The following is a 26,412-nucleotide window of genomic DNA, read 5'->3' on the forward strand; positions in this document are numbered from 1 at the left end:
CCACAGGCAGGGTAACAAGCCGGGTCAGGATCGAGCATGGAGCCGTATAGTGCCTGACCTGTCCAACATACTCGCATTTGCCGCGATTTCCCTGGGGCTGGTGCTGACCCCCGGCCCGAACATGGTCTATCTCATCTCCCGCTCCATCTGTCAGGGGCGGCTGGCGGGGCTGATCTCGCTGGGCGGAGTGGCGCTGGGGTTCGTGTTTTACATGCTGTGCGCCGCTCTGGGCATTACCGCGCTGGTGATGGCGGTGCCCTTTGCCTATGACGCGCTGCGCATCGCCGGGGCGCTCTATCTGCTCTATCTGGCCTGGCAGGCGCTGAAGCCGGGCGGCCGCTCTCCCTTCCATGTGCGGGAACTGAAGAAGGACGGCCCCCGCAAGCTGTTCCTGATGGGCTTCCTCACCAATCTGCTGAATCCCAAGATCGCGATCATGTATCTTTCGCTCCTGCCGCAGTTCATCAGCCCTGAGCAGGGCAGCGTGCTGGCGCAATCCCTGACCCTGGGCATGGTGCAGATCACCATCAGTGTCGGCGTCAATGCCCTGATTGCCCTGGCGGCGGGCAGCATTGCCCTGTTCCTGTCACAGCGGCCGACATGGAGCGTCATCCAGCGCTGGCTGATGGGCACGGTGCTGGCCGGTCTTGCCGTGCGGATGCTGACGGAAGCGCGGCGTTGAGGATCAGGATATGAGCATCACCTTCTCCCCCGACAGCCCGCTGGTGCGCCAGATTGCACCCACGCCCAATTTCGGCCCGCGCCGCCTGCCGGTGGATATGCTGCTGCTGCATTATACCGGCATGGAGACGGCCGAGGCTGCCATCGCCATCATGCAGAAGCCGGAGGCCGAGGTATCCTGCCATTATGTGGTGCTGGAAGATGGCGCAGTCGTGCAGATGGTGGCGGAAGAAAACCGCGCCTGGCATGCCGGCCGCTCCATGTGGGAAGGGGAGAGCGACACGAACTCGCGCTCCATCGGCATCGAGATCGTCAATCCGGGCCATTCCGGAGGCCTGCCGCCTTATCCCGAGGCGCAGATCGCGGCGGTGGTGGAGCTGTGCCGCGATATCCTCTCCCGCCATGCCATAAGGGCCGACCGGGTGCTGGCCCATTCCGATGTGGCCCCTGCGCGCAAGCATGATCCGGGCGAGAACTTTCCGTGGGAACGCCTGCATGCGGCCGGTATCGGCCATCTGGTGCCGGAGGCCGAGATGGTGGGCGGGCGGTTCTTCATGGTGGGCGATGAAGGCCAGCCGGTGGCCGCGCTTCAGGCCATGCTGGCGCTGTATGGCTATGATGTCGAGGTCAACGGGCGCTATGACGCGGCGATGGAAACGCTGGTGACAGCTTTCCAGCGCCATTTCCGTCGCTCGCGGGTGGATGGCGTGGCTGATGCCGGCACCATCCTGACCCTGCGCAACCTTCTGGCCAGCCGGCCAAAGGATGATGAGCCGGACCAAGAGGAGAGCGTGCATGCGGCGCATCCCGGCATCCGGCTCTACAAGGCGGGTGAGGGGTAGACCGCCTCACCCCGCAGGGCTGATCAGGCGGACTGCACCATGCAGCCATCCAGCAGGGTCAGCCGACCTTCCTGACGCTGGTGCGCGGTGATGAGCGGCACCAGACGGGTGAAGTGCTCCGTGGCGCAGTGCTTGTCCAGCGCGGCCCTGTCCGGCCAGGTCTCGATGAAGGTGAAGTGTGCGGGGTCGCTCTGGTCGGTAAACAGCTCATAGGAGATGCAGAGCGGTTCCTGCCGGGTCTTTTCCACCAGCTCGCGATACAGCGGCAGAACGGTGTCCACGGCTTCCGGCTTGATGAAATGTTCCGCGATCACTTTCAGCATGTTGCCTCTCACGCCACGCCCGTGCGCAGCAGGTCATGAATATGGAGAACACCGACAGCCCGGCCGTTTTCGGCAACCAGCAGCGCGGTGATCTTCCGAGCATTCATAACAGCCAGCGCCTCGGAGGCAAGCTGTTCCGGACGCACGGTTTTTGGCGCGGCGGTCATGATGGCATCCACCGGTTGCACGGTCAGGTCGCCGGACATCTTGCGGCGCAGATCGCCATCCGTGATGATGCCGACAAGCCGGCCGTCCGCATCGGTGATGCCGACACAGCCAAGCCCCTTGGCGCTCATTTCCACCAGCGCCTCGCCCATCAGTGCCCCTTGCCGGACGAGGGGGACCGCATCCCCAGCCCGCATCACATCGCGCACGAAGCTCAGGCTTGCGCCCAGCTTGCCACCGGGGTGAAACTGGCGGAAATCGCTGGCGGTGAAGCCCCGGCTTTCCAGCAGGGCCACGGCCAGCGCATCACCAAGAGCCAGCTGCATCAGTGTGGAGGTGGTGGGGGCAAGGCCATGGGGGCAGGCTTCCGCCACCACGGGCAGGGCCAGCAGCACATCGGCCGCCTTGCCCAGCGCACTCTCGGCGCGCGAGGTGAGCGCAACCAGCGGCACGCCGAAACGCCCGGCATAATGGACCAGATCCCGCAGCTCCGCCGTTTCACCGGACCATGACAGGGCGATGATGACATCCTCGGCTGCGATCATGCCCAGATCGCCATGGCTGGCCTCGGCCGGGTGCACATAATAGGCCGGGGTGCCGGTCGAGGCGAGGGTGGCGGCGATCTTGCGCGCCACATGCCCGCTCTTGCCCATGCCGGTCACGACCACGCGCCCTCGCGCCTTGCGGATGATTTCAACGGCTGCCGCGAAATGCGGGCCAAGCGCGCCGGCCATTTCGGTGCGCAGGGCCTCAAGGCCGGTCTGTTCCGTGGCAAGCGTGGTGAGGGCGGAGGTGATGGCGGGCGCCTGTGCGGCGGAAGAGGATGTGGGCTGCATCGGCCTGAGATAGCATCCTTCACCGCGAATGGGGAGAAGCACCGTGCCTCATCTTCATGGGTTTCCCCGCCTTGCCGCGCAGGATCTGTCCATGGCCAAGCATAAGCGGGCAATGGGTCGCGGTGGTGTTTGCACAGGGGCGGATGCTGGCACGGCCTGAAAATGGGTCGCCACTCTTGACGCGGAAGCGATGTGACCCCATTCCTGCGCGTGCCAGCCGGCCGGGCGGCCGCGGTGCGTTCTGCGCATCGAGGAAAGTCCGGGCTCCACGGAGACACGGTGCCGGATAACGTCCGGCGGGGGTGACCCTAGGGAAAGTGCCACAGAAATCAAACCACCTGCAACGGGTCTTCGGGCCTGCAGGCCAGGGTGAAACGGTGGGGTAAGAGCCCACCGCGCGGCCGGCAACGGAAGCGGCACGGCAAACCCCACCGGGAGCAAGGTCAAATAGGGACGACACGGGAAACCACCCCGTCTTCGGGACGTCGTCCGGGTTGACTGCTAGAGGCGCCGGGTAACCGGCGTCCCAGATGAATGGTCGCCACGTGGGCCGCAAGGCCCGCCATACAGAACCCGGCTTACAGGCCGGCTGGCATTTCCCATCCCGCCCGCGCGGTTTTCACAGCGCGGGCCCCGTTTTCCGGACTGATGGCGTGACCCTCACGGTGCGGGGTGCAGGCTTTCCAGCTCTGCCTTCTTCTGAACCTCGGCGAGCAGAAGCTCCACATAGGGCAGAATGCCTTCCACCATGCGCGCCACGCCCTTGCCCGTGGGGTGCAGGCCATCCTTCTGGTTCAGCCCCGGATTGCCCGCCACCCCTTCCAGAAAGAAGGGTTGCAGCAGCACGCCCTGCCTGTCGCGCAGCTCGGGATAAATTGCATCGAAACGGGCGCGATAGGTCTCGCCCATATTGGGGGCGGCGCGCATGCCGGAAACCAGAACCGGCAGCCCCCGCCCCTTCAGCCGGATGACGATATTGGTGAGCGCGGTGCGGGTCACTTCCGTGGGCAGGCCCCGCAGCATGTCATTTGCGCCCAGCGCCACGATGACCGCCTGTGTGCCATCCGGCACGGACCAGTCCAGCCGGGCGAGGCCCTGTGTCGCCGTGTCTCCCGAAACGCCGGCATTCTCCACCACCACATTATAGCCGCGTGCCTGAAGGGCGACCTCGAGCTGGGCCGGGAAGGCCTCGGAGGAGGGCAGGCCATAGCCCGCGGTCAGGCTGTCGCCCAGCGCCACCACCCGCACGGGGTTTTCCTCGTGGGTATCCGAGGCATGGGCGGCATGCGGGGAAAGGAGGATGGCGGAGGTCACCATCAGGAGGGCGAGGGGCAGCCCTCGCAGCGCCTTAAAGTTCATTTTCCATGCTTCTTTCAGGGCAGGTCGTTGATTCCCCATGCTTGATTCGCTCGTCGTCATGCCATGGTGCATCGTGCCGCACTCTGCCGCTCTGCCAGGTGCAGCCTCGCAGTGATGATTTTTCAGGCCCGCTTCAGCAAAGGCTTTTTCCTGCATGACCTTGTCTTCCGCTTCGCCCGCCCTGGCCCTGAAAGGGATTGATCTGTCCCTTGGTCGTGGAGCCGCCCGTGTGCATGTTCTGAAGGATATCTCGGTCAATATCAGGGCAGGCGAGACGGTGGGGCTGGTGGGCACATCCGGCTCGGGCAAATCCACCCTGCTGATGGTCATGGCCGGGCTGGAAAAGGTGGATCGCGGCACGGTCGAGGTGGCCGGCGTCGATCTGACGCGGCTTTCGCAGGATGCGCTCGCCCGCTTCCGTGGCAGCCATGTGGGCATTGTGTTCCAGTCTTTCCATCTCATTCCCACCATGACAGCGCTTGAGAATGTGGCGGTGCCGCTTGAGCTGGCCGGGCGGGCGGATGCCTTTGCCCGTGCCATGCAGGAGCTTGAGGCCGTGGGGCTTGGCCATCGCGCAGCGCATTATCCCTCGCAATTGTCCGGTGGAGAGCAGCAGCGCGTTGCGGTGGCGCGCGCCCTTGCTCCCGAGCCCTCCATTCTGGTGGCGGATGAGCCAACCGGCAATCTGGACGAAGGAACAGGTCGACAGATCATGGACCTGCTGTTTGAGGCCCATCTGCGGCGCAACACCACCCTCGTTCTGGTGACCCATGATGCGACACTGGCGGCGCGTTGCGCACGCGTCATACGTCTGCGTTCGGGCGAGATCGTGGAAGACAGCATGCAGGGGGCGGCATGAAGGCGGACGAGGGGCAGATGATGCCGCAGCGCTCCGGCACGCCCGTTCCCGCCCCCCTGCGTTTCGCGCTGAGGGAGCTGCGCGGCGCGCGGCAGGGTTTCATCATCTTTCTGGCCTGCCTGATTGTCGGCGTGATGGCCATTGCCGGCATCGGCTCCTTTGCATCGGCGCTGACGGAGGGGCTGCACCGGGAAGGACGCAACATTCTGGGTGGGGATCTCGATTTCTCCCTTGTCCAGCGGCAGGCGGGAGAAAACGAGCGCGCCTTCATGCAGCGCCATGGCGCGGTGAGTGAAGTGGCGCAACTGCGCGCCATGGCCCGGGCTGGGGATGGCGATGCCAGCCTTGTGGAAATGAAGGCGGTTGATGGCGCCTACCCGCTGGTGGGGCATCTGGAGCTGGACCCGCCCATGGCCAGCGCCGCGCTGCTGGAGGAGCGCGGTGGTCTGTGGGGCGCCGCGGCGGACGAGGCCCTGCTGGCCCGGCTGAACCTGAAGATCGGCAGCCATATCGAGGTGGGGGATGCGACTTTCGAGATCCGCTCGCGTCTGGTTTCGGAACCGGACCAGCTCTCCACCGGCATCAGCTTCGGCGCGCGCCTGCTGGTTTCCACCGCGGCGCTCGAGGCCACAGGGCTGGTCCAGCCCGGCAGTCTGGTGCGCTGGAGCTATCGCCTGCGCCTGCCCGATGCCGATACGCAGGCGATGAATGCACTGGCGCAGCAGGCCCAAAACACGTTCGAGGACAGCGGCATTCAGGTCCGCACGCGGGAGAATGCCTCCCCGCAGCTTGAGCGCAATGTGAACCGCATCGCCCAGTTTCTGACCCTTGTGGCGCTCACGGCCTTGCTGGTGGGCGGTGTGGGGGTGGCCAATGGCGTGGCCAGCCATCTGGCCACCCGCCGCGAGGTGATCGCGACCATGAAGGCGATGGGGGCTTCACGGCCGGTGATCTTCAGCACCTATGGCATCGAGATCCTGCTCATCGCGCTGGTGGGCATCATTATCGGTCTGGGGCTGGGCGCGGCGCTGCCATTCGTGGCGAGTGCGGCCATCGCCAGCCTTCTGCCTTTCCCCCTCTCCCCGGGGGTGGACTGGAGCGCTCTGGCGCTGGCGGGGCTTTACGGCCTGCTGGTGGCGGCGGCCTTTACCGTGTGGCCGCTGGCGGCGGCGCAGGAAGCCCCGGTTTCCGTGCTGTTCCGCGATGGGTTCGATGCGCGCAAGCCACGCCCCGGCCCGTTCGCGATGGTTCTGACGGTGGCGCTGGGGCTGTTGCTGGCCGCGGTGGCGGTATGGAGTGCGGATGACTGGCGCACGGCGCTCATTTTCCTCATCGGAGCGGTGGCGGTGTTCATCCTGCTGCGGCTGGTGGCGGTGGCGGTGATGGCTCTGGCCCGCCGCCTGCCGCGTCCGCATGCGCCGATGGTGCGGCTGGCCCTGGGCAATATTCACCGTCCGGGCGCGCTCACCCCCACGGTCGTGCTCTCGCTTGGCCTGGGGCTGACCCTGCTGGTGACCGTGGCGCTGCTGGACCGCTCCCTGAACGAGGAACTCACCGGCCCCTTGCAGGAAGAAGCGCCGAGCTTCTTCTTCGTGGATATTCCCTCAGCCTCGGAAGAGGAATTCCGTGCCTTCATCGCCGGGAAAGCCCCGGATGCGCGGTTCCGCGCCGTGCCCATGCTGCGCGGACGCATCACCCATCTGGCCGGGCGCCCGGCGCATGAGGTGCAGGTGGCGGCGGATTCCGCATGGGTGCTGAACAGCGATCGCGGCATCTCCATGTCGCAGAATCTGCCGGAGGGGTCGCAGCTCGTGGCGGGAGAGTGGTGGCCTGCCGATGAAACGCGCCCGCTCGTGTCCTTTGATGAAAAGCTCGCCGGCCGTCTGGGCCTGAAGCTGGGAGATACGGTGAGCGTGAATGTGCTGGGGCGCAATGTCACCGCCACCATCGCCAATCTGCGCCGGGTGAAATGGGAGCGGTTGAACATCAATTTCGTCATGGTCTTCTCCCCCGCCACCTTTGCCGGCGCCCCGCACAGCGTGCTGGCCACGCTGACATGGCCGGGCGGCGCCGATGCGGCGCGGGAGGTGGCCTTCCTGAAGGAGGTGGCGCAGGCCTTCCCATCCGTCACATCCGTGCGGGTGAAGGAATCGCTGGATCAGGCGGCGCAGATGCTGGGGCAGCTTTCCCTTGGCATTCGCGCGGCCAGCATCATCACGCTGCTCACATCCATTCTGGTCCTTGCCGGTGCGCTGGCGGCCGGTCACCAGCACCGGGTCTATGATGCGGTCATCCTGAAAACGCTGGGCGCAACCCGCACCCGCCTGTTGGGGTCCTATGTGCTGGAATATGCGGGGCTCGGGCTGGTCACGGCGGTGTTCGCCGTGGGCGCGGGCGCGCTGGCCGCATGGGCGGTGACCTATCTGGTGATGGATATTCCCTTCACCTTCGCCCCCATGGCAGCGCTGGGCGCGGTGGTGGCGGCGCTGGTGCTCACTGTCGGCTTCGGCCTGCTCGGCACATTCCGCGCGCTGGGACAGGCCCCTGCACAGGTTTTGCGACATCTGTAGCGCCATTTTGTGCATGAATGCGGCTTGATTCTGAAGCCTCTCCATGTCTGTCTCCAGACAGGCAGGAGATGATGATGGCGGGCGAGAACGGGCAGCGTGGCGAGGGTGATCTGTTGATTGGCGAGGAACGCGCATTGCGCGCCCATCCGCTGCGCGCGGCCGTTTTGCGGGAGCTGCATGCGCGCCCCTTCGTCTCGATCGAGACCCCGCGCCGGGTGCTTCATGTGGCCTTTCTGCTGGATGGGGCCGGCGCGCAGAAGGACCGGGAAGCGCTGACACGGCTGTGTCAGGCGCGCGGTGTGCCCGCGCCCGCGGCCGGGGCGCGCCACCATTATGTGGCCTTTGGCGGCGCCAGCCTGCGCTGGGAGAGCCATGCCGAATTCTGCACCTATACCTGGGATCTGCCCTCCACGCCGCTGCTGCCAGGCACATTGCCTTTCCAGCCCAATGCCTCAACCCTCGCCGGGCCTTTCGCCGAGGTGATGCAGCCCGGCCCTCTGCTGGTGGCGGTGGATCTTCATCTGCTGCCGGACACCAGCGAGGATTTCATGCTGGACCGGGTATTCGACCCGGCCAGCCTTGCCCGTGCGGATGTGAATGACGGGCTGGCCGAAATCGCCACCGATTTCCGGGCCGACCCTTCCGGCTATGTGCGCGTGCTGGTGCGCGACCGGGGCCTGAGCTCTGAATCCGCCGGCGCGCTGGTGCAGCGCCTGCTGGAAATCGAGACCTATCGCACGCTGGCGCTTCTCGGCCTGCCGGAAGCCCAGCGCCTCGCCCCGGCCATCGCCCGGATCGAGGCAAGGCTGAATGAGGCGGCCGCCGCCATGACCCGCACCGCCGGGCTCAGCGATAATCACCGCCTTCTGGATGAGCTGGTCGCCCTTGCCGCGGAGCTGGAGGCCGACAGCGCCGGCAGCCTGTTCCGCTTCGGTGCCAGCCGGGCCTATATGGAAATCGTGGAGCTGCGCCTCGCCACCATCCGCGAAGTGCCCCTGCCGGGCTGGCCCACCTGGCAGCAGTTTCTCAACCGCCGCATTGCCCCGGCCATGCGCACCTGTATTTCCGTGGAAGAGCGGCAGGACAAGATTGCCCGCAAGCTGGCCAATGCCGCGGACCTGCTGCGCACCCGCGTGAATGTGGAGCTGGAGCAGCAAAACCGCGATCTGCTCACCTCCATGAATGAACGCACCCGCATGCAGCTCCGCCTGCAGCGCACGGTGGAGGGGCTTTCGGTCGCCGCCATTTCCTACTATGTGGTGAGCCTCATCCACTATCTCCTCAAGGGGATGTATGAGGCAGGCGTGCAGCACAAGCTTGGCCTGCATCTGGATGCCGGCCTTGCCTCCGCCGCCCTTGTGCCGGTGGTGGTGCTGGCCGTGTGGGGCGTGGTGCGGCACATCCGCAACGCCCATGGCGATGAGGAATGACGAACCGGGGCCCAGTGTCGCCGGAAAATGGAGAATGCATGCAACCGCTTCAGATCGCCATTGTCCCGGTGACGCCGTTCCAGCAGAACTGCTCCATTCTGTGGTGCACGAAAACCATGCAGGCCGCCATTGTCGATCCCGGCGGGGATGCAGAGCGTATCCGCGCGGCCGTGAGTGAAACTGGTGCACGGGTCGAGAAGATCCTGCTCACCCATGGCCATCTGGACCATGCCGGTGCAGCGGCGGAGCTGGCCGAGCATTATGGCGTGCCGGTTGAAGGGCCGACCGGGGCTGACCAGTTCCTGATGGACAAGCTGGACAAGGACTGGGCCGCCTATGGCGTGCAGGGCGCGCGGCCGGTGACCCCGGACCGCTATCTGGCCGAGGGCGAAACCGTGCGCGTGGGCGAGCTGGAGCTGGACATTCTGCATGTGCCAGGCCACACGCCGGGCCATCTGGTTTATGTCTACAAGCCGGCAAATCTTGCCCTGGTGGGTGATACGCTGTTCCGTGGCTCCGTGGGGCGGACGGATTTTCCCTATGGCAATACCGAGCAGCTGCTTGAAGGCATCCGCACCAAGCTGTTGCCGCTGGGGGATTCCATGGTCTGCCTGCCGGGACATGGGCCTCTGACCAGCATTGGCGATGAACGCACCCAGAACCCTTTCCTTCAGGGTTGAGGCAGGGATCGCATGGGGTTCGGCCATTTGAAGCAGGGTTCCGCCACGCCCGGGGAAGATGCGGAAACACAGCCCGCCGGCGCATGGCGGTATGCGCTCTATTATGCGCCTGCGGCTGAAAGCGCCCTGTGGCGCTTTGGCTGTGACATTCTGGGTTATGATGCCGAATGCGGTGCGGACCTGACCTGTGCCGGCCCCGGTGGCCTTGAGCCGGATCTGTGGCGCGAAATGTGCCGCAAGCCTGCCGGCTATGGTTTCCATGGCACATTGAAAGCCCCCTTCCGCCTTGCACCGGGCCATGATGAGGCCGTACTGGTGGATGCGGTCGCGGCCCTTGCCGCTTCATGCCAGCCCTTCCAGTTGCCGGCCCTTGAGCTTCGCCCGCTGGGGGATTTCTTCGCGCTTGTGCCTTCCGCCCCGGTGCCGGAAATGTGCACGCTGGCCCGCCGGGCGGTACTGGAACTGGACCGTTTCCGCGCCCCCCTGACGGAAGAGGATCGCATCCGGCGCAATGTCGAGCGGCTCACCCCCCGCCAGCGCGTTTTGCTGGAAGCCCATGGCTACCCTTTTGTGCTGGAGGAGTTCCGCTTTCACATGACTCTCACCGGCCCGGTGGGTGAAGAGCTGCGCGCGGATGTGCAACAGGCGCTGGTTCGCGCTTATGCCGAAAGCCGCGCCTGTGCCCCGCTGCCTGTTCAGGATATCTGCCTGTTCTCCCAACAGGCCCCCGACCAGCGCTTCCGCCTGCTTCAGCGGTTCACCCTTGCGGATGCGGCCTGCATGGTGGCGTGAGGTTTTGGGTCCCGTGCCAGTGCCGGTATGACTTCATGGATCTCTCCACGGCTTCCGACAAGAGCGATTTCGATTCCGGCCAGAGCACAGCGGGGAGCCAGCCTTTCGGCCAGTCGTAATGTGCTTGCAGTCAGGGGGACAACCGCGATTTGACGGCCTTGCGGGGGTGTCGCCATCAGCAGGCCAACTGCTTCGCACAGTCCCTTGTAAAGACGAGAGACCTGCCCGGAATGCCGTGTATTGATGACACCGCCTTTGCATTCCGCGCAAATGATCTGACTTTCCGTCCGGGCCACGACACCTCCCAGGCCGGACTTGGGGTTGATCATGATCTCCTGACCATCCCCATTTGAGTAAAGGCCGCCATATTGTGTGCTGCCGATGGTGGTGAGCTTCTCAAATCCCCTGCGCTGCAGCCAGGCTGAGAAATCAAACTGCTTTCCATGCTCCCCATCCGGGTGAATCCAGATCTGGCAGGCGGCGCTACAAACGGTGCAACCGGATCGAGATCATGTTCGGGCGCTTCAAGGACTAGCGACGTGTTGCCACGCGCTATGACAGGTGTCCAATGACCTTCTTCTCCGCCATCGCGCTCGCCGCAACCGTTATCTTCTGGCTATGATCAACGAGTCCTGAACCTAACTGTCTCTATTTGCCGCCACGCTCATGGGGGTAAGTGAAGGCATAAGCCTGTGGATACTTGCACTTAGACACGCATAATCGCTCTCAATATACATGCACTATATCATAGTGTATTATGTCGTCTGATGGGGATATCCGCAACTAAAAAGAAAAATCTGGCTCTGGCACCAGATGCCAAGAATTGGAGAGGATAGTTGAGCAGATTTTATAGAAAACTCATAGTGACTGCACTGATAGCATTCTCAGCCTCATTTAGTGCGCAATCCGCAAATGCTGAATCAGTCGAACGCATCTTATTCAATGGTAAGATTTTCACAGCAAATTTAGAGCAGCCTTTTGCTCAGGCAGTGGCGATTAAAGATGGTTACATCTTTGCTGTTGGTTCTGATAAGGACATATTGAATTATAAATCAGAAGATACTGAAGTTATAGACTTGCAGGACAAGCTGGTTCTTCCAGGTCTGATTGATGCGCATAGTCATGCCATTATTGGTGCGCTTGCTGAGCTTTCCCCTAATTTACATGATGAAGAGATCGATTTAGTTTCTCTCAAGCAGCGCATAGAGGGCTGGTTCGAGCAGGCGGGAGATGTGCGTAACCAGCCTTTTGTGGTCTTTGGTGCAAATCCGGCACTATGGAGCGATCCACAAATTTTGGCAGATATTTTTAATAAAAATATCTGGAAGAAGCAGCCATTGTTGCTGATGGGCTCAGACCTGCATACGGCTTGGGCAAATGGAGCGATGCTTAGAGCAGCCGGTATTGATGATGTTTATGTACGAAATCTTTCAGATCAGCAACGTCATATCATTGGTGTGAATTCAGAAGGCGCACCCGATGGTGTGCTTGTTGATGCCGGTGTTGATTTGGTGACGGTGCATCTGCCCAAGCCGGATGATGCGATGCTTTTGAAGGCTGCCCAATATGCAGTCCACATGAATAATAGTTACGGGATTACCGGTTGGATGGATCCTGCCGCCAATGCCGGTCCGGGCGAAGCTTTATTTTCCCGGAAGCCTGCAAGTCTCGGGACAGGGATATTGCCTGCATATAAGCTATTGGCTGAGAAGGGGCAGTTAACGGCTCACGTTGCAGCTTTATTGGTGGCAAGTCCCTTGAGTGATGCCGCTGATCTTGATCGATTGGATATAGTGCGTCAGAAATTTGCAGCAGTGCCCAATCTGTCAATGCCCGGTATAAAAATATTCGCAGATGGGGTTCTTGAATTTCCGGCACAAAGTGCAGCCTTGCTTAGTCATTATAAAAACTCCGGTAAACAAGGTGAAATGCTGTTGACGGAGGAGGGATTGAAAACCCTCGTAAATGCTGCAGATGAAAAAGGGTTGTTGGTCCATATTCATGCTTTGGGTGATCGTGCAGTCAAACAATCGCTCGACGCTTTTGAATTTACGCGGAAAAATCGTGATAGCGGTATTGCGCATTCAATCACACATTTGCAACTGGTTGATCCAGATGATTATCCACGATTTTCGGTTTTAAACGTTATTCCGGTCATGCAATTGCATTGGGCAGAGGTGGATAATTATTTACTAGATTTAGTTAAGCCTTTTATCAACGATAGTGATTTTTGGCGGCAATATCCTGCTCGATCGCTGCAAAAAAACGGTGCTGTTATCGCCGGAGCAAGTGATTGGCCAATTTCAACGGCTAATCCGTGGGAGGCCATGCATCATGCCATGACCAGAGAAGGGCCGGATGGCGGGCTTAATAAGGATGAACGTCTAGATCTCAATACGATGTTGTTAGCCTATACTATTCATGCAGCCAAAGCGGCAGGAATGGAAGATAAGACAGGCAGTCTGGAAAAAGGAAAGCAGGCTGATTTTATTATCGTTGATAGGGATATTTTTGAAGTTTCACATGATGAATTTAAAAATACAAAAGTTTTTCAAACATATTTTTCAGGTAAATTAGTATATAGTTTAAACTGACTTATTTTAATTGGAGTCAATAATCGGATGATTCGAGGAATGCGGCTGTAGAATAACGGAACTGTAACCTTAGGTTCAGGATTCATTGATGTGAGGGTCGCGATCTGATCAAACTCCTGAGGAGTCAGGATTATGAGTGACCTGTATTGGCTGACGGACGAGCAGACGGCTCGTCTGGAGCCCTTCTTCCCTAAGAGCCACGGCAAGCCGCGCGTTGACGACCGCCGGGTGTTGAGTGGGATCATCTTCGTCAACCGCAATGGTCTGCGCTGGCGGGATGCTCCGGCAGCCTACGGGCCACACAAGACCCTCTACAATCGCTGGAAGAGATGGAGCGACGTGGGCGTCTTCATCCGGTTGATGGAGGGTCGTCCGGTGGGCAGACCGAGCGTCATACGGTGATGATCGACGCGACCTGTCTCAAGGCTCACCGCACGGCTTCCAGCCTGCGGGTAAAAAAGGGGACCGGGCCGCCTTGCTTGACGTGCTTCCCAAGGCCAAATGGCTGATGGCCGACCGTGGCCATGGTGCCGACTTGTGTCGTGACGCTTTACAGGCGAAGGGGATCACGCCCTGCATTCCGGGCAGGAAATCCCGGAATGAGACCATCAAATACGGCAGGCGGCGCTACAAACGGCGCAACCGGATCGAGATCATGTTCGGGCGCCTCAAGGACTGGCGGCGTGTTGTCACGCGCTATGACAGGTGCGCGATGACCTTCTTCCCCGCCATCGAGCTCGCCGCAACCGTTATCTTCTGGCTATGATCAACGAGCCCTGAACCTGGCATGACCGCACCCTCATATAGGTGGTGCTCCAGTTCATCACTGGATTTCCCCACCCGGTTTGGTGGAGGGTGGCGTCTGATTACAAGATCTTCGAGATCCATATCGCGCCTTGCAGGACTTGGTTGAAAGACCGGAGCTGAAAGTCCTTGTGATGATATGAAAAGGGCTCCGAAATGAAAAGAGCGGCCCGAAGGCCGCTCTCTCCAATTGCGTTTTCAGACACTCTGCACCCGAAGGTGCATCACTCGGCGCTCTCGCCCTCGGAAGCGGCGGCGGCCTTGGCGGCCTCACGCTCGGCCTTTTCCTTGGCTTCGAGATCTTCGCCGGTGGCCTGATCCACTACCTTCATGGAAAGGCGGGTCTTGCCGCGGTCATCAAAGCCCAGCAGCTTCACCTTCACCTTGTCGCCTTCCTTCACCACGTCGGAAGGCTTGTTCACGCGTTCCTTCGCCATCTGCGAAACGTGGACAAGGCCGTCCTTGGAGCCGAAGAAGTTCACGAAGGCGCCGAAATCGACAACCTTCACCACGGTGCCATCATAGATATGGCCCACTTCCGGCTCGGAAACGATGGACTTGATCCAGTTGATGGCGGCCTTGATGCTCTCGCCATTGGCGGAAGCGATCTTGACGGTGCCGTCATCCTCGATGTTCACCTTGGCGCCGGTCTTCTCCACGATCTCGCGGATGACCTTGCCACCGGAGCCGATCACTTCGCGGATCTTGTCCACGGGGATCTGGAGCACCTCGATGCGCGGGGCATGCTCGCCCAGCTCGTCACGCGCGGTGGAGAGCGCCTTGGACATCTCACCCAGAATGTGGGTGCGGCCATCCTTCGCCTGGGCGAGGGCGACCTTCATGATCTCCTCGGTGATGCCGGCGATCTTGATGTCCATCTGCAGCGAGGTGATGCCATTCTCGGTGCCGGCGACCTTGAAGTCCATGTCGCCGAGATGATCCTCGTCGCCGAGGATGTCGGTCAGCACCGCGAACTTCTCACCCTCGAGGATGAGGCCCATGGCGATACCCGCAACCGGGCGACGCAGCGGCACGCCGGCATCCATCAGCGCCAGCGAGGTGCCGCAGACAGTGGCCATGGAGGACGAGCCGTTGGATTCGAGAATCTCCGACACCACGCGCAGGGTGTAGGGGAACTCGTGCTTGGCCGGCAGCATCGGGTGGATGGCGCGCCAGGCCAGCTTGCCATGGCCGATCTCGCGGCGGCCGGGCGAACCCATGCGGCCGGTCTCGCCCACGGAGAAGGGCGGGAAGTTGTAGTGCAGCAGGAAGTGCTCCTTGTAGGTGCCTTCCAGGCTGTCGATGAACTGCTCATCCTCGCCGGTGCCGAGGGTCGCGACCACGAGGGCCTGCGTCTCGCCGCGGGTGAACAGGGCCGAGCCATGGGCGCGCGGCAGGATGCCGACCTCCGAAACGATCTGGCGGACGGTCTTCACGTCGCGGCCGTCGATACGGATGCCTTCGTCCAGAATGTTCCAGCGCACGATGGAGGCTTCCAGCGCCTTCAGCACATCGCCAACCACCTGTGCGGTGGGCACGGCCGCGCCGGTCAGGGCCAGTTCCTCATAGAAGCGCTTGACCTTGGCCTTGGCCTCGCCGATGGCGGCGTAGCGGTCCTGCTTCTTGCGGATCTTGTAGGCGGCGCGCAGGTCTGCCTCGGCGATTTCCTTCACCTTGGCCTCGACAGCGGAAACGTCGAGCGGCTGGAAGTCGCGCGGCTCCTTGGCAGCCTTCTCGGCGAGGCGGATGATCGCCTCGATCACCGGCTGGAAATGGCGGTGGCCGAACATGACCGCGCCGAGCATGATCTCCTCGGGCAGTTCCTTGGCTTCGGATTCCACCATCAGCACGGCATCGGTGGTGCCGGCCACGACGAGATCGAGATTGCTCTCCTTCACTTCGTCAACGGTGGGGTTCAGCACATATTCGCCATCGATGAAGCCGACGCGGGCCGCACCCACCGGGCCCATGAAGGGCACGCCGGAAAGGGTGAGAGCCGCGGAAGCCGCCACCAGCGCAACGATATCGGGATCGTTTTCAAGGTCGTGCGCCAGAACGGTGACGACAACCTGCGTGTCGCACTTGTAGCCGGCCGGGAAGAGCGGGCGGATCGGGCGGTCAATGAGGCGGGAGACCAGCGTCTCCTTCTCGGAAGGGCGACCCTCGCGCTTGAAGTAGCCGCCGGGAATGCGGCCAGCAGCGTAGGTCTTTTCCTGATAGTTCACGGTCAGGGGGAAGAAGTCCTGGCCGGGCTTGGCTTCCTTTGCGGAAACCACGGTCGCCAGAACCTTGGTGTCGCCATAGGTGGCGAGCACGGAACCGTCGGCCTGGCGGGCCATCTTGCCGGTCTCGAGAGTAAGGGGCTGCCCGCCCCAATCCAGCGTTTCGCTGTGAATCTCGAACATGCGTTTCGTCTTTCTCTTGCTGGTGAAGAGAGCGAGCCGGAAACTGCTTGAGCCATGAGCAAGACGGCCGGGCGCATCATCACAGCGCCTGTTCGCCTGCAGGGCAGGCCGGGCGGCCTCGGGTTGGTGAGGGTTGCGCCCGGCGATCCTGCCATGACTCTCTTCCGCTCGTCTCCCACCCGGTCAGTTGCGGGCCATATGGCCCAGTTTTGCCCCGGTGGGGCGGGTGGCCCGAAGGCCGGAAACGGCCCCACCGGCATGTGGCAGGCGGGGTCGGTTCCATGTGTCGGCGCCGGCAGCCGGAGCGGCCGGCCCTGTCACATCAGCGGCGCAGGCCGAGACGGCCGATCAGGGACTTGTAGCGCGCCTCATCCTTCCGCTTCAGATAGTCGAGAAGGCTGCGGCGCTGCGACACGAGCTTGAGAAGCCCGCGACGGGAGTGGTTGTCCTTGTGGTGGGACTTGAAGTGACCGGTGAGGTTCACGATCCGCTCGGTGAGAACGGCAACCTGCACTTCCGGCGAACCGGTGTCACCTTCCTTGGTCCCGTATTCCTTGATCAGTTCCTGCTTGCGCTCGGCAGTGATCGACATCGGTATATCCTTTCAAAAGAGGGTCAGAAATGGCGTTTCCTGATCTGCCGGGGCAGGAGGAAGCCGCCTTGCGGCCGGGCCGGGATGTCGTCCAGCACGGTCGAAGCCATCAGGTGGCGCTTTGGCCACCCGTGCGCCGCGAACTATAGCGGCTTTTGCCTTGTGAACCAGCGTTATATTGAAAACACGCCGGTTCTCCCACGGGATGGAGCCTCTCCGGATGGGAGTGCTCCGGCCCCGGGTGGGGAAAATTCAGTCCTGCCCGCTTCTGGAGGCAGGCTTCAGGCCGCGCGGCGGGGGTGGTGCGCGCCTTGCCCAGTTGAAGACACGGTGGGGGAAAATCTCGCCGCCTTCCACATCGCCAATGGCGATGAGCGCCTCCTGGCAGAACACGGCCGCATGGCCTTCCACGATCGGGGCATCACGCCCGCGCAGAATGACGCTCTGGCCGCAGCGCATGCGGTGGGCATCCTGCGGGGAGATGGAGAGGTGCGGCAGTTCCTCCAGCGCGCAATCCACCGGATCCAGCACTTCCATCAGCGCTTCCTCACCGGCCTCGGCCCGCTCGCGCAGCTCGTCCAGCGGCACGAGATCCTCTTCCAGGAAGGGGCCGACGCTGGTGCGGCGCAGGGTGGCCACATGGCCATGTGCACCCAGCATGCGGCCAAGGTCTCGCGCAATGGCGCGCACATAGGTGCCCTTGCCGCATTCGGCTTCCAGAACCGCATGGTCCGCATCGGGACGCTCGACCAGCACCAGGCTGTAGATGGTGACAGGACGGGCCTCCAGCACCACCGTTTCGCCATCACGGGCCAGATCATAGGCGCGCTCGCCGGCAATCTTCAGCGCCGAATAGGCGGGTGGCACCTGCATGATCTCGCCGACAAAAGCCGGGAGGGCTGCAAGAATCTCCTCATCCGTCGGGCGCTTGTCCGATGTTGCCACCGGCTTGCCCTCGGCATCGTCCGTGTCGGTCTCGATACCGAAATGCACGGTGAAGCGATAGGTCTTGCGCCCGTCCATCACATAGGGAACGGTCTTGGTGGCCTCGCCAAAGGCGATGGGCAAGCAGCCGGAGGCCAGCGGATCCAGCGTGCCGGCATGGCCGGCCTTCTTGGCGCTGAACAGGCGCTTGGCCGCACCCACGGCCTGGGTGGAGGTGATGCCTACCGGCTTGTCGAGCAGGATCCAGCCATCCAGATCGCGACGCGGGGCGCGGGGCTGGCTGTTGTGCTGGCGACGCGGCTTCCCGGCCGGGCGCGCGGCATCATCGGCGGCGCTCTCAGGGGCGGGCACCTTCGGGGCGGATGAACCTTCGGTCATTCAGCTTGTGTCTCTTCATTGTCATCATCGGCGGCAAGGTCACGCACCACCTTGGGGGAGCGCAGCAGGGCATCCATGCGGGCGCCTTCATCAAAGGACGTATCCTTGCGGAAGCGCAGCTCGGGCGCCGATTTCAGCTCGACACGGCGCGCCACCTCATGGCGCAGATGGCCCTTGTTGGCCTCCAGCGCCTTGAGCACGGGGGCAATGTCGCTGCCGCCGAGCGGCATCACATAGCAGGTGGCGATCTTCAGATCCGGCGACATGCGCACTTCCGGCACGGTGATGATATGTGCGGAGAGAACGGGGTCGATATGGTCACCGCGCGAAAGGGCGTCGGCAAGGGCGTGGCGCACCAGTTCGCCAACACGCAACATGCGCTGGGAAGGGCCGCTGCCTGTACGGGCCTGGGATTTCATCAGTCTGAGAGCCTCTTGGATGCCTTGGCGGCATCGTCATTCTGAACAGGGAGGGGAGGCGGGTTTGGACCGCTCCGCTCCGGTTGAGCATATGCGTTTGGTGTTTCGGCGTGGCGCCTGCCGGTTCATCTGAAGACACTGCGCCTGCCGGTCAATCGGGATGGTTCTTTTGTTTCAGTGAAACGGTGGAACCCCGGCATTCTCCCACGCAAGAGTGGCGGAATGCCGACCCGGAAACGTCCCGGTGCGGGAAAGAAAGACCGGGCGGGCATGGGCACCCGCCCGGTCTGTGGTCTTTGGCCTCACATGAAGCCGTCAGCGCATCACAGCGAGCGCTGGACGGTCTCGACGCGATAGCACTCGATCACATCGCCCTCGCGCATGTCCTGATAAGTCTCGAAGGACATGCCGCACTCCTGACCGGAGTGGACGGTGTTGACCGCATCCTTGAAGCGGTTGAGCGTGGAGAGCTTGCCCTCGTGGATCACCACATTGTCGCGGATGAGGCGGACATGCTGGCCGCGCTCCACCACGCCATCGGTGACAAGGCAGCCGGCCACCTTGCCGACCTTCGACACGGCGAAGATCTGCCGGATCTCGGCATTGCCCAGCATGGTCTCGCGGGTGATGGGGGCCAGAAGGCCGCTCATCGCCTGCTTCACGTCATCCACCAGATCATAGATGATGTTGTAGTAGCGGATCTCGATGCCGGCACGCTCGGCCGCCTCGCGGGCTTCCTTGTTGGCGCGCACATTGAAGGCGATGATGGCCGCGCCGGAGGTCTCCGCCAGCGTGACGTCGCTTTCATTGATGCCGCCGGCGCCGGAATGGATGACGCGGGCCTGAACCTCGTCATTGCCCAGCTTCTCAAGCGCACCGATGATGGCTTCCACGGAACCCTGCACGTCACCCTTGATGATGAGCGGGAATTCCTTGCGGCCGTTGGAGGTCTTCACCTGGTTCATCATCTGCTCCAGGGAGCCGCGGATGGTGGCGCTGCGGGCGGCCGCCTTCTCACGCTTCTGGCGCTGGCGATAATCGGTGATCTCGCGGGCCCGTGCTTCATTCTCGACAACCGCGAGACGGTCACCCGCCTCCGGCGTGCCGTTGAAGCCGAGCACCTCGACCGGCATGGAGGGGCCGGCCACCGCGGTGTTTCCGCCGGTATCGGTGATGAGCGCGCGCACGCGGCCCCACTCGGCACCTGCCACCACGATGTCGGACACATGCAGTGTGCCGCGCTGCACGAGCACGGTGGCCACCGGGCCACGGCCGCGATCGAGCTTGGCTTCCACCACCGTGCCTTCGGCGGCGCGATCCGGGTTGGCTTCCAGATTGAGCATTTCCGCCTGAAGCGTGATGGCTTCGAGCAGCTTGTCCAGATTGATGCGCTTCTTGGCGGAGATTTCCACCTCAAGCGTTTCACCGCCCAGGCTTTCCACCTGCACCTGATGCTGGAGCAGCTCGGTGCGCACGCGCTCGGGCTTGGCTTCCGGCTTGTCGATCTTGTTGATGGCGACAATGACCGGCGCACCGGCGGCGCGGGCGTGGTTGATGGCTTCCACCGTCTGCGGCATCACGCCGTCATCCGCCGCCACCACCAGCACCACGATGTCCGTCACCTTGGCGCCGCGGGCGCGCATGGCGGTGAAGGCGGCATGGCCGGGGGTGTCGATGAAGGTGATCTTGCCACCGAGCGGAGAGGTCACCTGATAGGCGCCGATATGCTGGGTGATGCCACCGGCCTCGCCAGACACGACATTGGCTTCGCGCAGGGCATCCAGCAGCGAGGTCTTGCCGTGGTCGACATGGCCCATGATGGTGACGACCGGCGGACGGTCCTTCAGGGTCTCGGGTGCATCCGGCGCATCGAACAGGCCTTCTTCCACATCCGATTCCGAAACGCGACGCACGGTGTGACCCATGTCGGCGGCGATCAGCTCGGCGGTGTCGGCATCGATCACATCGGTGATCTTCAGCATCTGGCCCTGCTTCATCAGCAGGCGGATGACATCCACGCCCCGCTCCGACATGCGGTTGGCGAGTTCCTGAATGGTGATGGTCTCGGGCAGGATCACCTCACGGGCGATCTTTTCCTTCTGTTCCTGATGGTTGCCCTTGCCGCTCATGCGCTGGGTGCGGCGGCGGAAGGAGGCAACCGAGCGCTGGCGCTCGTCATCACCGGAAAGGGCCTTGACCACGGTGAGGCGGCCACGCTGCTTCTCCGGGCCGGCAGGCGCACGCGGCACCTTGACGGGCGCAACCGGACGCGCGCCGGGGCCACGACGGGGCGCACGACGTTCATCCTCGCTCTCCGCAGCCGTGCGGCTGGCAGTGCCGGCCGGACGGGGCGCGGCGGAAGCCGGAGCGCGCGTGGTAGAGGTGGTTTCCTCCGCCCCCAGACGCTTGCGGGCCTCCTGCTCGGCGCGGCGCTTGTTCTCTTCTTCCTGGGCGCGGCGGGCATCTTCCTCGCGCTTGCGGGCCTCGGCGGCCTCACGCTCGGCACGTTCCGCGCGTTCACGCTCGGCGCGACGACGGGCCTCTTCCTCGGCGATGCGGCGCTCTTCCGCCATCTTCTGCTCTTCGACAGCACGCGCACGTGCATCAGCAAGGGCAGAGGCGCGGGCATTGCGCTCTTCCTCGGTCAGTGTGCGCAGAACCACGCCGGAACCGCCCTGACGCTGGCCGGGGCGGCCGCTGGCTCCACCGGGACCACCAGAACGACGGTCCTGCTGTCCACCGGTGCGCTGCTGGCCGGGACGACCCGCATTTGCACCACCTGCGCCGGCACCCGCACGCTGGAGCCCGGAGCCGGGACGATTCTGGGACTGGGACGCACCCGTACGGGTGGAACCGGCATCCTGCGCGCGGTTGCCGCGCGGAGCCTGTTCCGAGGTGCGGGGCGCCTGCGCGGCCGGGCGTGCAGGTGCTGCGGCCGGCTCGGCCGGCTTCGGCGCAGCGGCCTTTGCCGGTTCTGTCTTGACGGGTTCGGCCTTGGCAGGGGCTTCCTGCACGGGGGCGGCCTTTACCGGCTCGGGCGTGCTTGCCGCAACCGGCGCCTCGGGCGCCTTGACGGGCGCTGCAACAACCGGCTCAGCCTTGGGCTGCTCGGCGACAGGCGCGGGTGTGGCTGGTGCGGCAGCCTGAGGGGCAGGCTTCGCCGGTGCGGCGGGAGCCGTCGCCACGGTTTCCTTCACCGGAGGCTGGGGCGCGGCCGCAGCAGGTTTGGCCGGTGCAGGAGCGGGAGCGGCCGGTGTGGCGGCAGCATCAGCAGGAGCGATGACGCGGCGCTTCACCTTCTCGACCACGACCTGCTTTGAGCGGCCGTGGCTGAAGCTCTGGCGCACCGTTCCCTGTTCCACCGGGCGCTTGAGGGTCAGCGTCTTGCCAGTAGAGGGGGGGGGCGTCTTGTCGCCGGGTGTCTTCGTATCGTTCATTCCGTTTCCGTTCCTTGCATCCGGCCGGGCGCACGGCTGCACTCTTGTCCAATGCTTTCTCGGCGGGCCGGTTCGGTTCCTGCATTCAGGTTCCGCTCCGGCCTGCGATCATGACCCTTCTGCATGGGGTCATGGCCGCCAAATTCTGGACCATTGTGACCCTGACCACTGTGGTCTGGGTCAATTTCGCTTCCAAAACCCTGTTCATGGCCACTTTTGGCCAGATCATGGGTTTCATGATCATCGGGAAGCCGGTCGCTGCGCGCTGCGCTCACTGGCCCGCCCGCGCTGGTGTCCGTTCCGGCCTTCCAGCGCGCGAGCTTCCGGCAGCGCGAGAGGAATCTCGCCGTCGTCGGATGCGCAAGCAGCGCCGCATGTACCACATTTGACCGCCCCAATGCCAAGTCCAAATCAATTCCGGACAGGCAATCGACAATGGCGGGGGCAATGGCGCCAGCGGCATGGATCTGGCGCACCGTGGCATTGAGCTTGCGCACTCCGTCCGGGCGGGCATCGGAGGCATGCAGCAGCACGCGCACCTGCCCGGAGACGAGAGCGCTCTCAACCTTCATCGCGCCTGTCACCACCTGCCCGGCCTTGTTGGCCAGGGAAAGGGCGGCGCGCATGTCCTGTTCGAGAAGGTGATCAATCAGGGTGATCAGTTCGGGACCGGCTGTCCCCTTGCCCTTGAAGGCGCGCGCAAAAGCCTTGCGCTTGAGCGCTGTTTCAACCGCGGCGCGGGTGGCGCTCACCCATGCGCCGCGTCCGGGCAGCTTACGGGCGAGATCCGGGACGATCTGTCCGTCCGGCCCCACCACGAAGCGCAGCATGTCGTCCACCGGCGTCACCTCGCGAGAGGCAAGGCACAGGCGCGACAGCGGTCCCCGCGCGGCAGCAACGCTGCGCGGCCCCATGTCCGTCTCTTCCTCGACCATTCTCGCGAGCACCAGGGGTCATCTCCTTATCTCAGACGTCAGCAGAAGGGGCGGAATCATCGCCCTCAATGCTCTCGCCAACAGTTCCAAGCTCAAGATCCTCAGCCTCGATCCAGCCGGCGACAAAGCGCGCCTGCATGATCAGCTGTTCGGCATCATGGCGGGAAAACTCGAAGCCGCTGAGCGCGCCGGCATGCTCGATGGTCTCGCCATCCTTGCGCTCTTTCCAGCCAACGAGATCATCGGTGGCGCAGCCGGCGAGATCCTCGACAGTCTTGATGTCGTCCTCACCCAGTGCAACGAGCATGGGGCCGGTAATGCCGGGCAGGGTCTTCAGCTCGTCCGCAACGCCCAGTTCCTTCCGGCGGGCATCCAGCGCGGCTTCCTCTTCCGCCAGCTTCTTGAGCGCACGGGCCTGCAATTCCGCGGCCGTATCGTCATCGAAGCCCTCGATGGAAGAGAGTTCCGCCAGCGGCACATAGGCCACTTCCTCGACCGAGGTGAAACCCTCGGAAGCCAGAAGCTGGCCGATCATCTCATCCAGATCCAGAGCCTGAGAGAACATCTTGCTGCGCTCGGAGAATTCCTTCTGGCGCCGCTCGCTCTCTTCCTGCTCGGTCATGATGTCGATGTGCCAGCCGGTGAGCTGGCTGGCGAGGCGCACATTCTGGCCGCGACGGCCGATGGCCAGCGAGAGCTGCGCATCCGGCACCACGACTTCAATACGCTCGCGGTCCTCGTCGAGAACCACCTTCACCACCTCGGCAGGCGCCAGCGCATTCACGATGAAGGTCGCGATGTCCGGGTTCCACGGAATGATGTCGATCTTCTCGCCCTGCAGCTCGTTCACCACGGCCTGCACGCGCGAGCCGCGCATGCCGACGCAGGCGCCGACCGGATCCACCGAGGAATCGCGCGAGATGACGGCGATCTTGGCGCGGGAGCCGGGGTCACGCGCAACAGCCTTGATCTCGACGATATTGTCATAGATCTCGGGCACTTCCTGCGCGAACAGCTTGGCCATGAACTGGGGATGGGTGCGGGAGAGGAAGATCTGCGGCCCGCGCTGCTCGCGGCGCACATCGAAGATGTAGGCGCGGATACGCTCGCCGGTCTTCACCGTTTCACGCGGCAGCAGCTCGTCGCGGCGCAGAATGCCTTCGCCACGGCCGAGATCGACAACCACATTGCCATATTCGGCACGCTTCACGAGGCCGTTCACGACCTCGCCGATGCGGTCCTTGAATTCGTCATACTGGCGGTCACGCTCCGCCTCGCGCACCTTCTGCACGATGACCTGCTTGGCGCTCTGCGCGGCAATGCGGCCAAAATCGAAGGGCGGCAGGGTGTCGGCGATGGTGTCGCCGATCTGGGCCACGGAGTTGTGGCGGCGCGCCGCTTCCAGGGTGATTTCGGTGGCGGGGTTCTCGACCTCTTCCACCACCAGCAGATGACGGGCCAGGCGCAACTCGCCGGTGCGCGGATTGATGTCGGCATGGATGTCCGTCTCAAGGCCATAGCGCGAGCGCGCGGCCTTGGCGATGGCGTCTTCCATGGCAGCAATGACGATGCCACGGTCGATGGACTTTTCCCGCGCGACGGCATCCGCGATCTGCAGAAGCTCCAGACGGTTTGCGCTGACGGCTACCATCAGTGCGACTCCTTCACGGTGCTGGCGTTGGTTTTGGTGTTTTCAGAAACCGCAAGCAAAGGCTTGCGCTTGGCATTGGACTTCGCCTTGGGCTTGGAGCCGCTCTTGCCGCCGCCGGTCTTCTTGTTCTGACCCTTGGGGCGGCCGACACGGACAGGGCGGAAGGTGGCCGGAGCCTCTTCGCCCTCGCCCTCCTGCTGCGCGGCCAGGTCGTCCAGGAAGGCTTCCTCTTCCTCGTTCAGCTCGCGCCCGGCCGCCTTGGCGGAACGCAGGGCCTCGGCGATGAGGGCGTCGGTGAGCATGAGCTTGGCATCATGCACATCCCCCATGGGCAGGCGCACGACAGGATCCTCGCCAGCCGGCGCGTCCGGGCGGCGCACCAGCGCCTCGTCACCCTCGACGCCGATCAGCTCGCCACGGAAGCGCTTGCGGCCATTGACCGGAACGGTCATGTCCAGCTTCACCTCATGGCCGGCCCAGCGGGCAAAATCGGTGCGGCGCACGAGCGGGCGGTCAATGCCGGGTGAGGACATTTCCAGCCGGTAGGCGCCGGAGATCGGGTCATCCACGTCCAAAACGGGAGAGAGGGCGCGCGAGGCCGCTTCGCAATCGTCGATGGTCATGGTGCCATCCGGCCGCTCGGCCATGATCTGCACGGTGCCACCATCGCGATTCGTCACCTTCACCCGCACGAGGCGGAAGCCCAGCGTGCCCAGCACGCCTTCGGCGATAGCGGCCACGCGGGCGGCCACGCCGGATTCGGTGATGAGGCGCGGCTCATTCTGGTCGTCGCGCACTGCGATGCTCTCGGTCATGTCCCTCCGGGACGGATATGCGTTGGCGTCAGAAGCGCGGAACGCGGGTTGAATGCGTTATCCCGGCGGCCGAAGCCGGCCCGGGAGCACCAGATAAACGAAAACGGAGCGGATCCCGATGGAACCCACTCTCATCACCTTCGTCTACGATGGCGCTGAGGTATCCCTTACTCGGGATAGGGCCAATATAACCACAATCGCCGCTCACGCAAGAAGATGATGTGAAGAAGGTCTGAACTGGCGCGTGTTTGTCTCAAGGTCTGGACGAGTACGCCCTTTCCGGTCCATCTTCACTTCCCCCCGCTGTGAGGAACCATGTCTCTTCCCAATATCACCGTTCTCTATGACGAGAATCGCATCGCTGAACGCAACCGGAGCCTGGCGACCGAGATCGCGGCCAGTGCGCCGCACCAGCTTCTGGCCGTGGCGGTGCTCAAGGGCTCGTTCATGTTCGCGGCAGACCTCCTGCGCGCCATGCACGCTTCCGGCCTCGTGCCGGAGGTCGAGTTCATGCATCTGTCTTCCTACAAGAAGGGCATGATTTCCACCGGCTATGTGGAAGTGCTGCGCGATGTGGAAAGCGATGTGCGCGGCCGCGATGTGCTGCTGATCGACGATATTCTCGAATCAGGCCGCACGCTGGCTTATGCGAAGGACCTGCTGATGGCGCGCGGCGCGCGGCGGGTGCTGGTGTGCGTGCTGCTGGAAAAGCCGGGCAAGCGCGCTGTCAGCATCAAGGCCGATTTCGTGGGCTTCACATGCCCGGATGTGTTCGTCGTGGGCTATGGCATGGATATCGCCCATGCCTTCCGTCAGCTTCCCTATATCGGCCATGTCGAGGGTCTCGAATAGGCGGACATGTCCTGAAGATCAGTTCCAGCCACAAATGAAAGGCCCCGG

20 protein-coding genes, 1 other RNA gene and 2 pseudogenes are annotated in these 26,412 nt (G+C 63.3%); 12 read left to right on the forward strand and 11 right to left on the reverse strand.

Annotated features, from left to right (window positions below):
* Positions 1-49: 49 nt before the first annotated feature.
* Positions 50-682: a LysE family translocator gene (locus ACT6QG_RS06675; protein ID WP_444976779.1), complete on the forward strand. Its 633-nt coding sequence runs from the start codon at positions 50-52 to the stop codon at positions 680-682.
* A 16-nt stretch (positions 683-698) separates the two neighbouring features.
* Positions 699-1,523, forward strand: a complete 825-nt coding sequence (locus ACT6QG_RS06680; RefSeq protein WP_444976900.1) for an N-acetylmuramoyl-L-alanine amidase — start codon at positions 699-701, stop codon at positions 1,521-1,523.
* 23 nt (positions 1,524-1,546) lie between these two features.
* Here the strand turns inward: ACT6QG_RS06680 and ACT6QG_RS06685 are convergent, their stop codons facing one another.
* A complete protein-coding gene (locus ACT6QG_RS06685) occupies positions 1,547-1,846 on the reverse strand; it encodes a putative quinol monooxygenase (protein WP_444976780.1) in 300 nt (99 codons plus the stop codon).
* Positions 1,847-1,854: 8 nt separating this feature from the next.
* The gene (locus ACT6QG_RS06690; RefSeq protein WP_444976781.1) at positions 1,855-2,847 is read right to left on the reverse strand and encodes a KpsF/GutQ family sugar-phosphate isomerase; all 993 of its coding nucleotides are present in this window, start codon (positions 2,845-2,847) and stop codon (positions 1,855-1,857) included.
* Positions 2,848-3,060: 213 nt separating this feature from the next.
* Here ACT6QG_RS06690 and rnpB point away from each other — a divergent pair.
* Positions 3,061-3,444: RNase P RNA component class A (rnpB, locus tag ACT6QG_RS06695), an RNA gene on the forward strand.
* 63 nt (positions 3,445-3,507) lie between these two features.
* Here the strand turns inward: rnpB and ACT6QG_RS06700 are convergent.
* Complete coding sequence (locus ACT6QG_RS06700; protein WP_444976782.1) at positions 3,508-4,206, reverse strand: arylesterase; 699 nt, start codon at positions 4,204-4,206, stop codon at positions 3,508-3,510.
* Between the two features lie 154 nt (positions 4,207-4,360).
* On the opposite strand from ACT6QG_RS06700, the gene ACT6QG_RS06705 reads away from it, so the two are divergent.
* The 8 genes and pseudogenes from ACT6QG_RS06705 to ACT6QG_RS06740 all read left to right on the forward strand — a co-directional run bounded on the left by ACT6QG_RS06705 (position 4,361) and on the right by ACT6QG_RS06740 (position 13,897).
* Positions 4,361-5,065: an ABC transporter ATP-binding protein gene (locus tag ACT6QG_RS06705; protein ID WP_444976783.1), complete on the forward strand. Its 705-nt coding sequence runs from the start codon at positions 4,361-4,363 to the stop codon at positions 5,063-5,065.
* Positions 5,062-7,635: an ABC transporter permease gene (locus ACT6QG_RS06710; RefSeq protein ID WP_444976784.1), complete on the forward strand. Its 2,574-nt coding sequence runs from the start codon at positions 5,062-5,064 to the stop codon at positions 7,633-7,635. Before ACT6QG_RS06705 ends, ACT6QG_RS06710 begins: the two co-directional genes overlap by 4 nt.
* Positions 7,636-7,706: 71 nt before the next feature.
* Complete coding sequence (locus tag ACT6QG_RS06715; protein ID WP_444976901.1) at positions 7,707-9,065, forward strand: DUF3422 family protein; 1,359 nt, start codon at positions 7,707-7,709, stop codon at positions 9,063-9,065.
* A 38-nt stretch (positions 9,066-9,103) separates the two neighbouring features.
* The gene (locus ACT6QG_RS06720) at positions 9,104-9,745 is read left to right on the forward strand and encodes an MBL fold metallo-hydrolase (RefSeq protein WP_444976785.1); all 642 of its coding nucleotides are present in this window, start codon (positions 9,104-9,106) and stop codon (positions 9,743-9,745) included.
* A gap of 12 nt (positions 9,746-9,757) precedes the next feature.
* A complete protein-coding gene (locus tag ACT6QG_RS06725) occupies positions 9,758-10,537 on the forward strand; it encodes a DUF1045 domain-containing protein (protein WP_444976786.1) in 780 nt (259 codons plus the stop codon).
* A 475-nt stretch (positions 10,538-11,012) separates the two neighbouring features.
* Positions 11,013-11,159, forward strand: a pseudogene (locus ACT6QG_RS06730) (transposase); the annotation flags it as partial.
* 214 nt (positions 11,160-11,373) lie between these two features.
* Entirely contained in the window at positions 11,374-13,131 is a 1,758-nt protein-coding gene (locus tag ACT6QG_RS06735; RefSeq protein WP_444976787.1) for an amidohydrolase, read from the forward strand.
* Positions 13,132-13,263: 132 nt separating this feature from the next.
* Positions 13,264-13,897, forward strand: a pseudogene (locus ACT6QG_RS06740) (transposase).
* Positions 13,898-14,159: 262 nt separating this feature from the next.
* On the opposite strand, the gene pnp reads toward ACT6QG_RS06740, so the two are convergent.
* The 8 genes from pnp to rimP all read right to left on the reverse strand — a co-directional run bounded on the left by pnp (position 14,160) and on the right by rimP (position 25,512).
* The gene (pnp, locus tag ACT6QG_RS06745; RefSeq protein WP_444976788.1) at positions 14,160-16,340 is read right to left on the reverse strand and encodes a polyribonucleotide nucleotidyltransferase; all 2,181 of its coding nucleotides are present in this window, start codon (positions 16,338-16,340) and stop codon (positions 14,160-14,162) included.
* 322 nt (positions 16,341-16,662) lie between these two features.
* A complete protein-coding gene (rpsO, locus tag ACT6QG_RS06750; protein WP_444976789.1) occupies positions 16,663-16,932 on the reverse strand; it encodes a 30S ribosomal protein S15 in 270 nt (89 codons plus the stop codon).
* 252 nt (positions 16,933-17,184) lie between these two features.
* Positions 17,185-18,255 (reverse strand): tRNA pseudouridine(55) synthase TruB, encoded by a 1,071-nt coding sequence (gene truB / locus ACT6QG_RS06755; protein WP_444976790.1) that lies wholly within the window; start codon positions 18,253-18,255, stop codon positions 17,185-17,187.
* On the reverse strand, positions 18,252-18,674 hold the full coding sequence (gene rbfA / locus ACT6QG_RS06760; RefSeq protein ID WP_444976791.1) for a 30S ribosome-binding factor RbfA: 423 nt from the start codon (positions 18,672-18,674) through the stop codon (positions 18,252-18,254). Before rbfA ends, truB begins: the two co-directional genes overlap by 4 nt.
* Before the next feature lie 323 nt (positions 18,675-18,997).
* Positions 18,998-22,111: a translation initiation factor IF-2 gene (gene infB / locus ACT6QG_RS06765; RefSeq protein ID WP_444976792.1), complete on the reverse strand. Its 3,114-nt coding sequence runs from the start codon at positions 22,109-22,111 to the stop codon at positions 18,998-19,000.
* Entirely contained in the window at positions 22,108-23,058 is a 951-nt protein-coding gene (locus ACT6QG_RS06770; RefSeq protein ID WP_444976793.1) for an RNA-binding protein, read from the reverse strand. Before ACT6QG_RS06770 ends, infB begins: the two co-directional genes overlap by 4 nt.
* Before the next feature lie 19 nt (positions 23,059-23,077).
* The gene (nusA, locus tag ACT6QG_RS06775; RefSeq protein ID WP_444976794.1) at positions 23,078-24,697 is read right to left on the reverse strand and encodes a transcription termination factor NusA; all 1,620 of its coding nucleotides are present in this window, start codon (positions 24,695-24,697) and stop codon (positions 23,078-23,080) included.
* Positions 24,697-25,512 carry a ribosome maturation factor RimP gene (rimP, locus tag ACT6QG_RS06780; RefSeq protein ID WP_444976795.1) on the reverse strand — a complete coding sequence of 272 codons (816 nt, stop codon included), beginning with the start codon at positions 25,510-25,512 and terminating at the stop codon, positions 24,697-24,699. Before rimP ends, nusA begins: the two co-directional genes overlap by 1 nt.
* 315 nt (positions 25,513-25,827) lie before the next feature.
* Between rimP and hpt the strand changes: the two genes are divergently transcribed.
* Positions 25,828-26,364, forward strand: a complete 537-nt coding sequence (gene hpt, locus ACT6QG_RS06785; protein ID WP_444976796.1) for a hypoxanthine phosphoribosyltransferase — start codon at positions 25,828-25,830, stop codon at positions 26,362-26,364.
* Positions 26,365-26,412: the final 48 nt, after the last annotated feature.

Source organism: Haloleucobacter ellipsoideus, from assembly GCF_052491725.1.

Coding starts and splice junctions, on each gene's coding strand:
- ACT6QG_RS06715 (WP_444976901.1), top strand. CDS start 7,707: ATGATGGCGGGCGAGAACGGGCAGCGTGGCGAGGGTGATCTGTTGATT.
- ACT6QG_RS06685 (WP_444976780.1), bottom strand. CDS start 1,846: ATGCTGAAAGTGATCGCGGAACATTTCATCAAGCCGGAAGCCGTGGAC.
- ACT6QG_RS06700 (WP_444976782.1), bottom strand. CDS start 4,206: ATGAACTTTAAGGCGCTGCGAGGGCTGCCCCTCGCCCTCCTGATGGTG.
- truB (WP_444976790.1), bottom strand. CDS start 18,255: ATGACCGAAGGTTCATCCGCCCCGAAGGTGCCCGCCCCTGAGAGCGCC.
- ACT6QG_RS06705 (WP_444976783.1), top strand. CDS start 4,361: ATGACCTTGTCTTCCGCTTCGCCCGCCCTGGCCCTGAAAGGGATTGAT.
- ACT6QG_RS06710 (WP_444976784.1), top strand. CDS start 5,062: ATGAAGGCGGACGAGGGGCAGATGATGCCGCAGCGCTCCGGCACGCCC.
- ACT6QG_RS06720 (WP_444976785.1), top strand. CDS start 9,104: ATGCAACCGCTTCAGATCGCCATTGTCCCGGTGACGCCGTTCCAGCAG.
- ACT6QG_RS06690 (WP_444976781.1), bottom strand. CDS start 2,847: ATGCAGCCCACATCCTCTTCCGCCGCACAGGCGCCCGCCATCACCTCC.
- pnp (WP_444976788.1), bottom strand. CDS start 16,340: ATGTTCGAGATTCACAGCGAAACGCTGGATTGGGGCGGGCAGCCCCTT.
- infB (WP_444976792.1), bottom strand. CDS start 22,111: ATGAACGATACGAAGACACCCGGCGACAAGACGCCCCCCCCCTCTACT.
- nusA (WP_444976794.1), bottom strand. CDS start 24,697: ATGGTAGCCGTCAGCGCAAACCGTCTGGAGCTTCTGCAGATCGCGGAT.
- rpsO (WP_444976789.1), bottom strand. CDS start 16,932: ATGTCGATCACTGCCGAGCGCAAGCAGGAACTGATCAAGGAATACGGG.
- rbfA (WP_444976791.1), bottom strand. CDS start 18,674: ATGAAATCCCAGGCCCGTACAGGCAGCGGCCCTTCCCAGCGCATGTTG.
- ACT6QG_RS06725 (WP_444976786.1), top strand. CDS start 9,758: ATGGGGTTCGGCCATTTGAAGCAGGGTTCCGCCACGCCCGGGGAAGAT.
- rimP (WP_444976795.1), bottom strand. CDS start 25,512: ATGACCGAGAGCATCGCAGTGCGCGACGACCAGAATGAGCCGCGCCTC.
- hpt (WP_444976796.1), top strand. CDS start 25,828: ATGTCTCTTCCCAATATCACCGTTCTCTATGACGAGAATCGCATCGCT.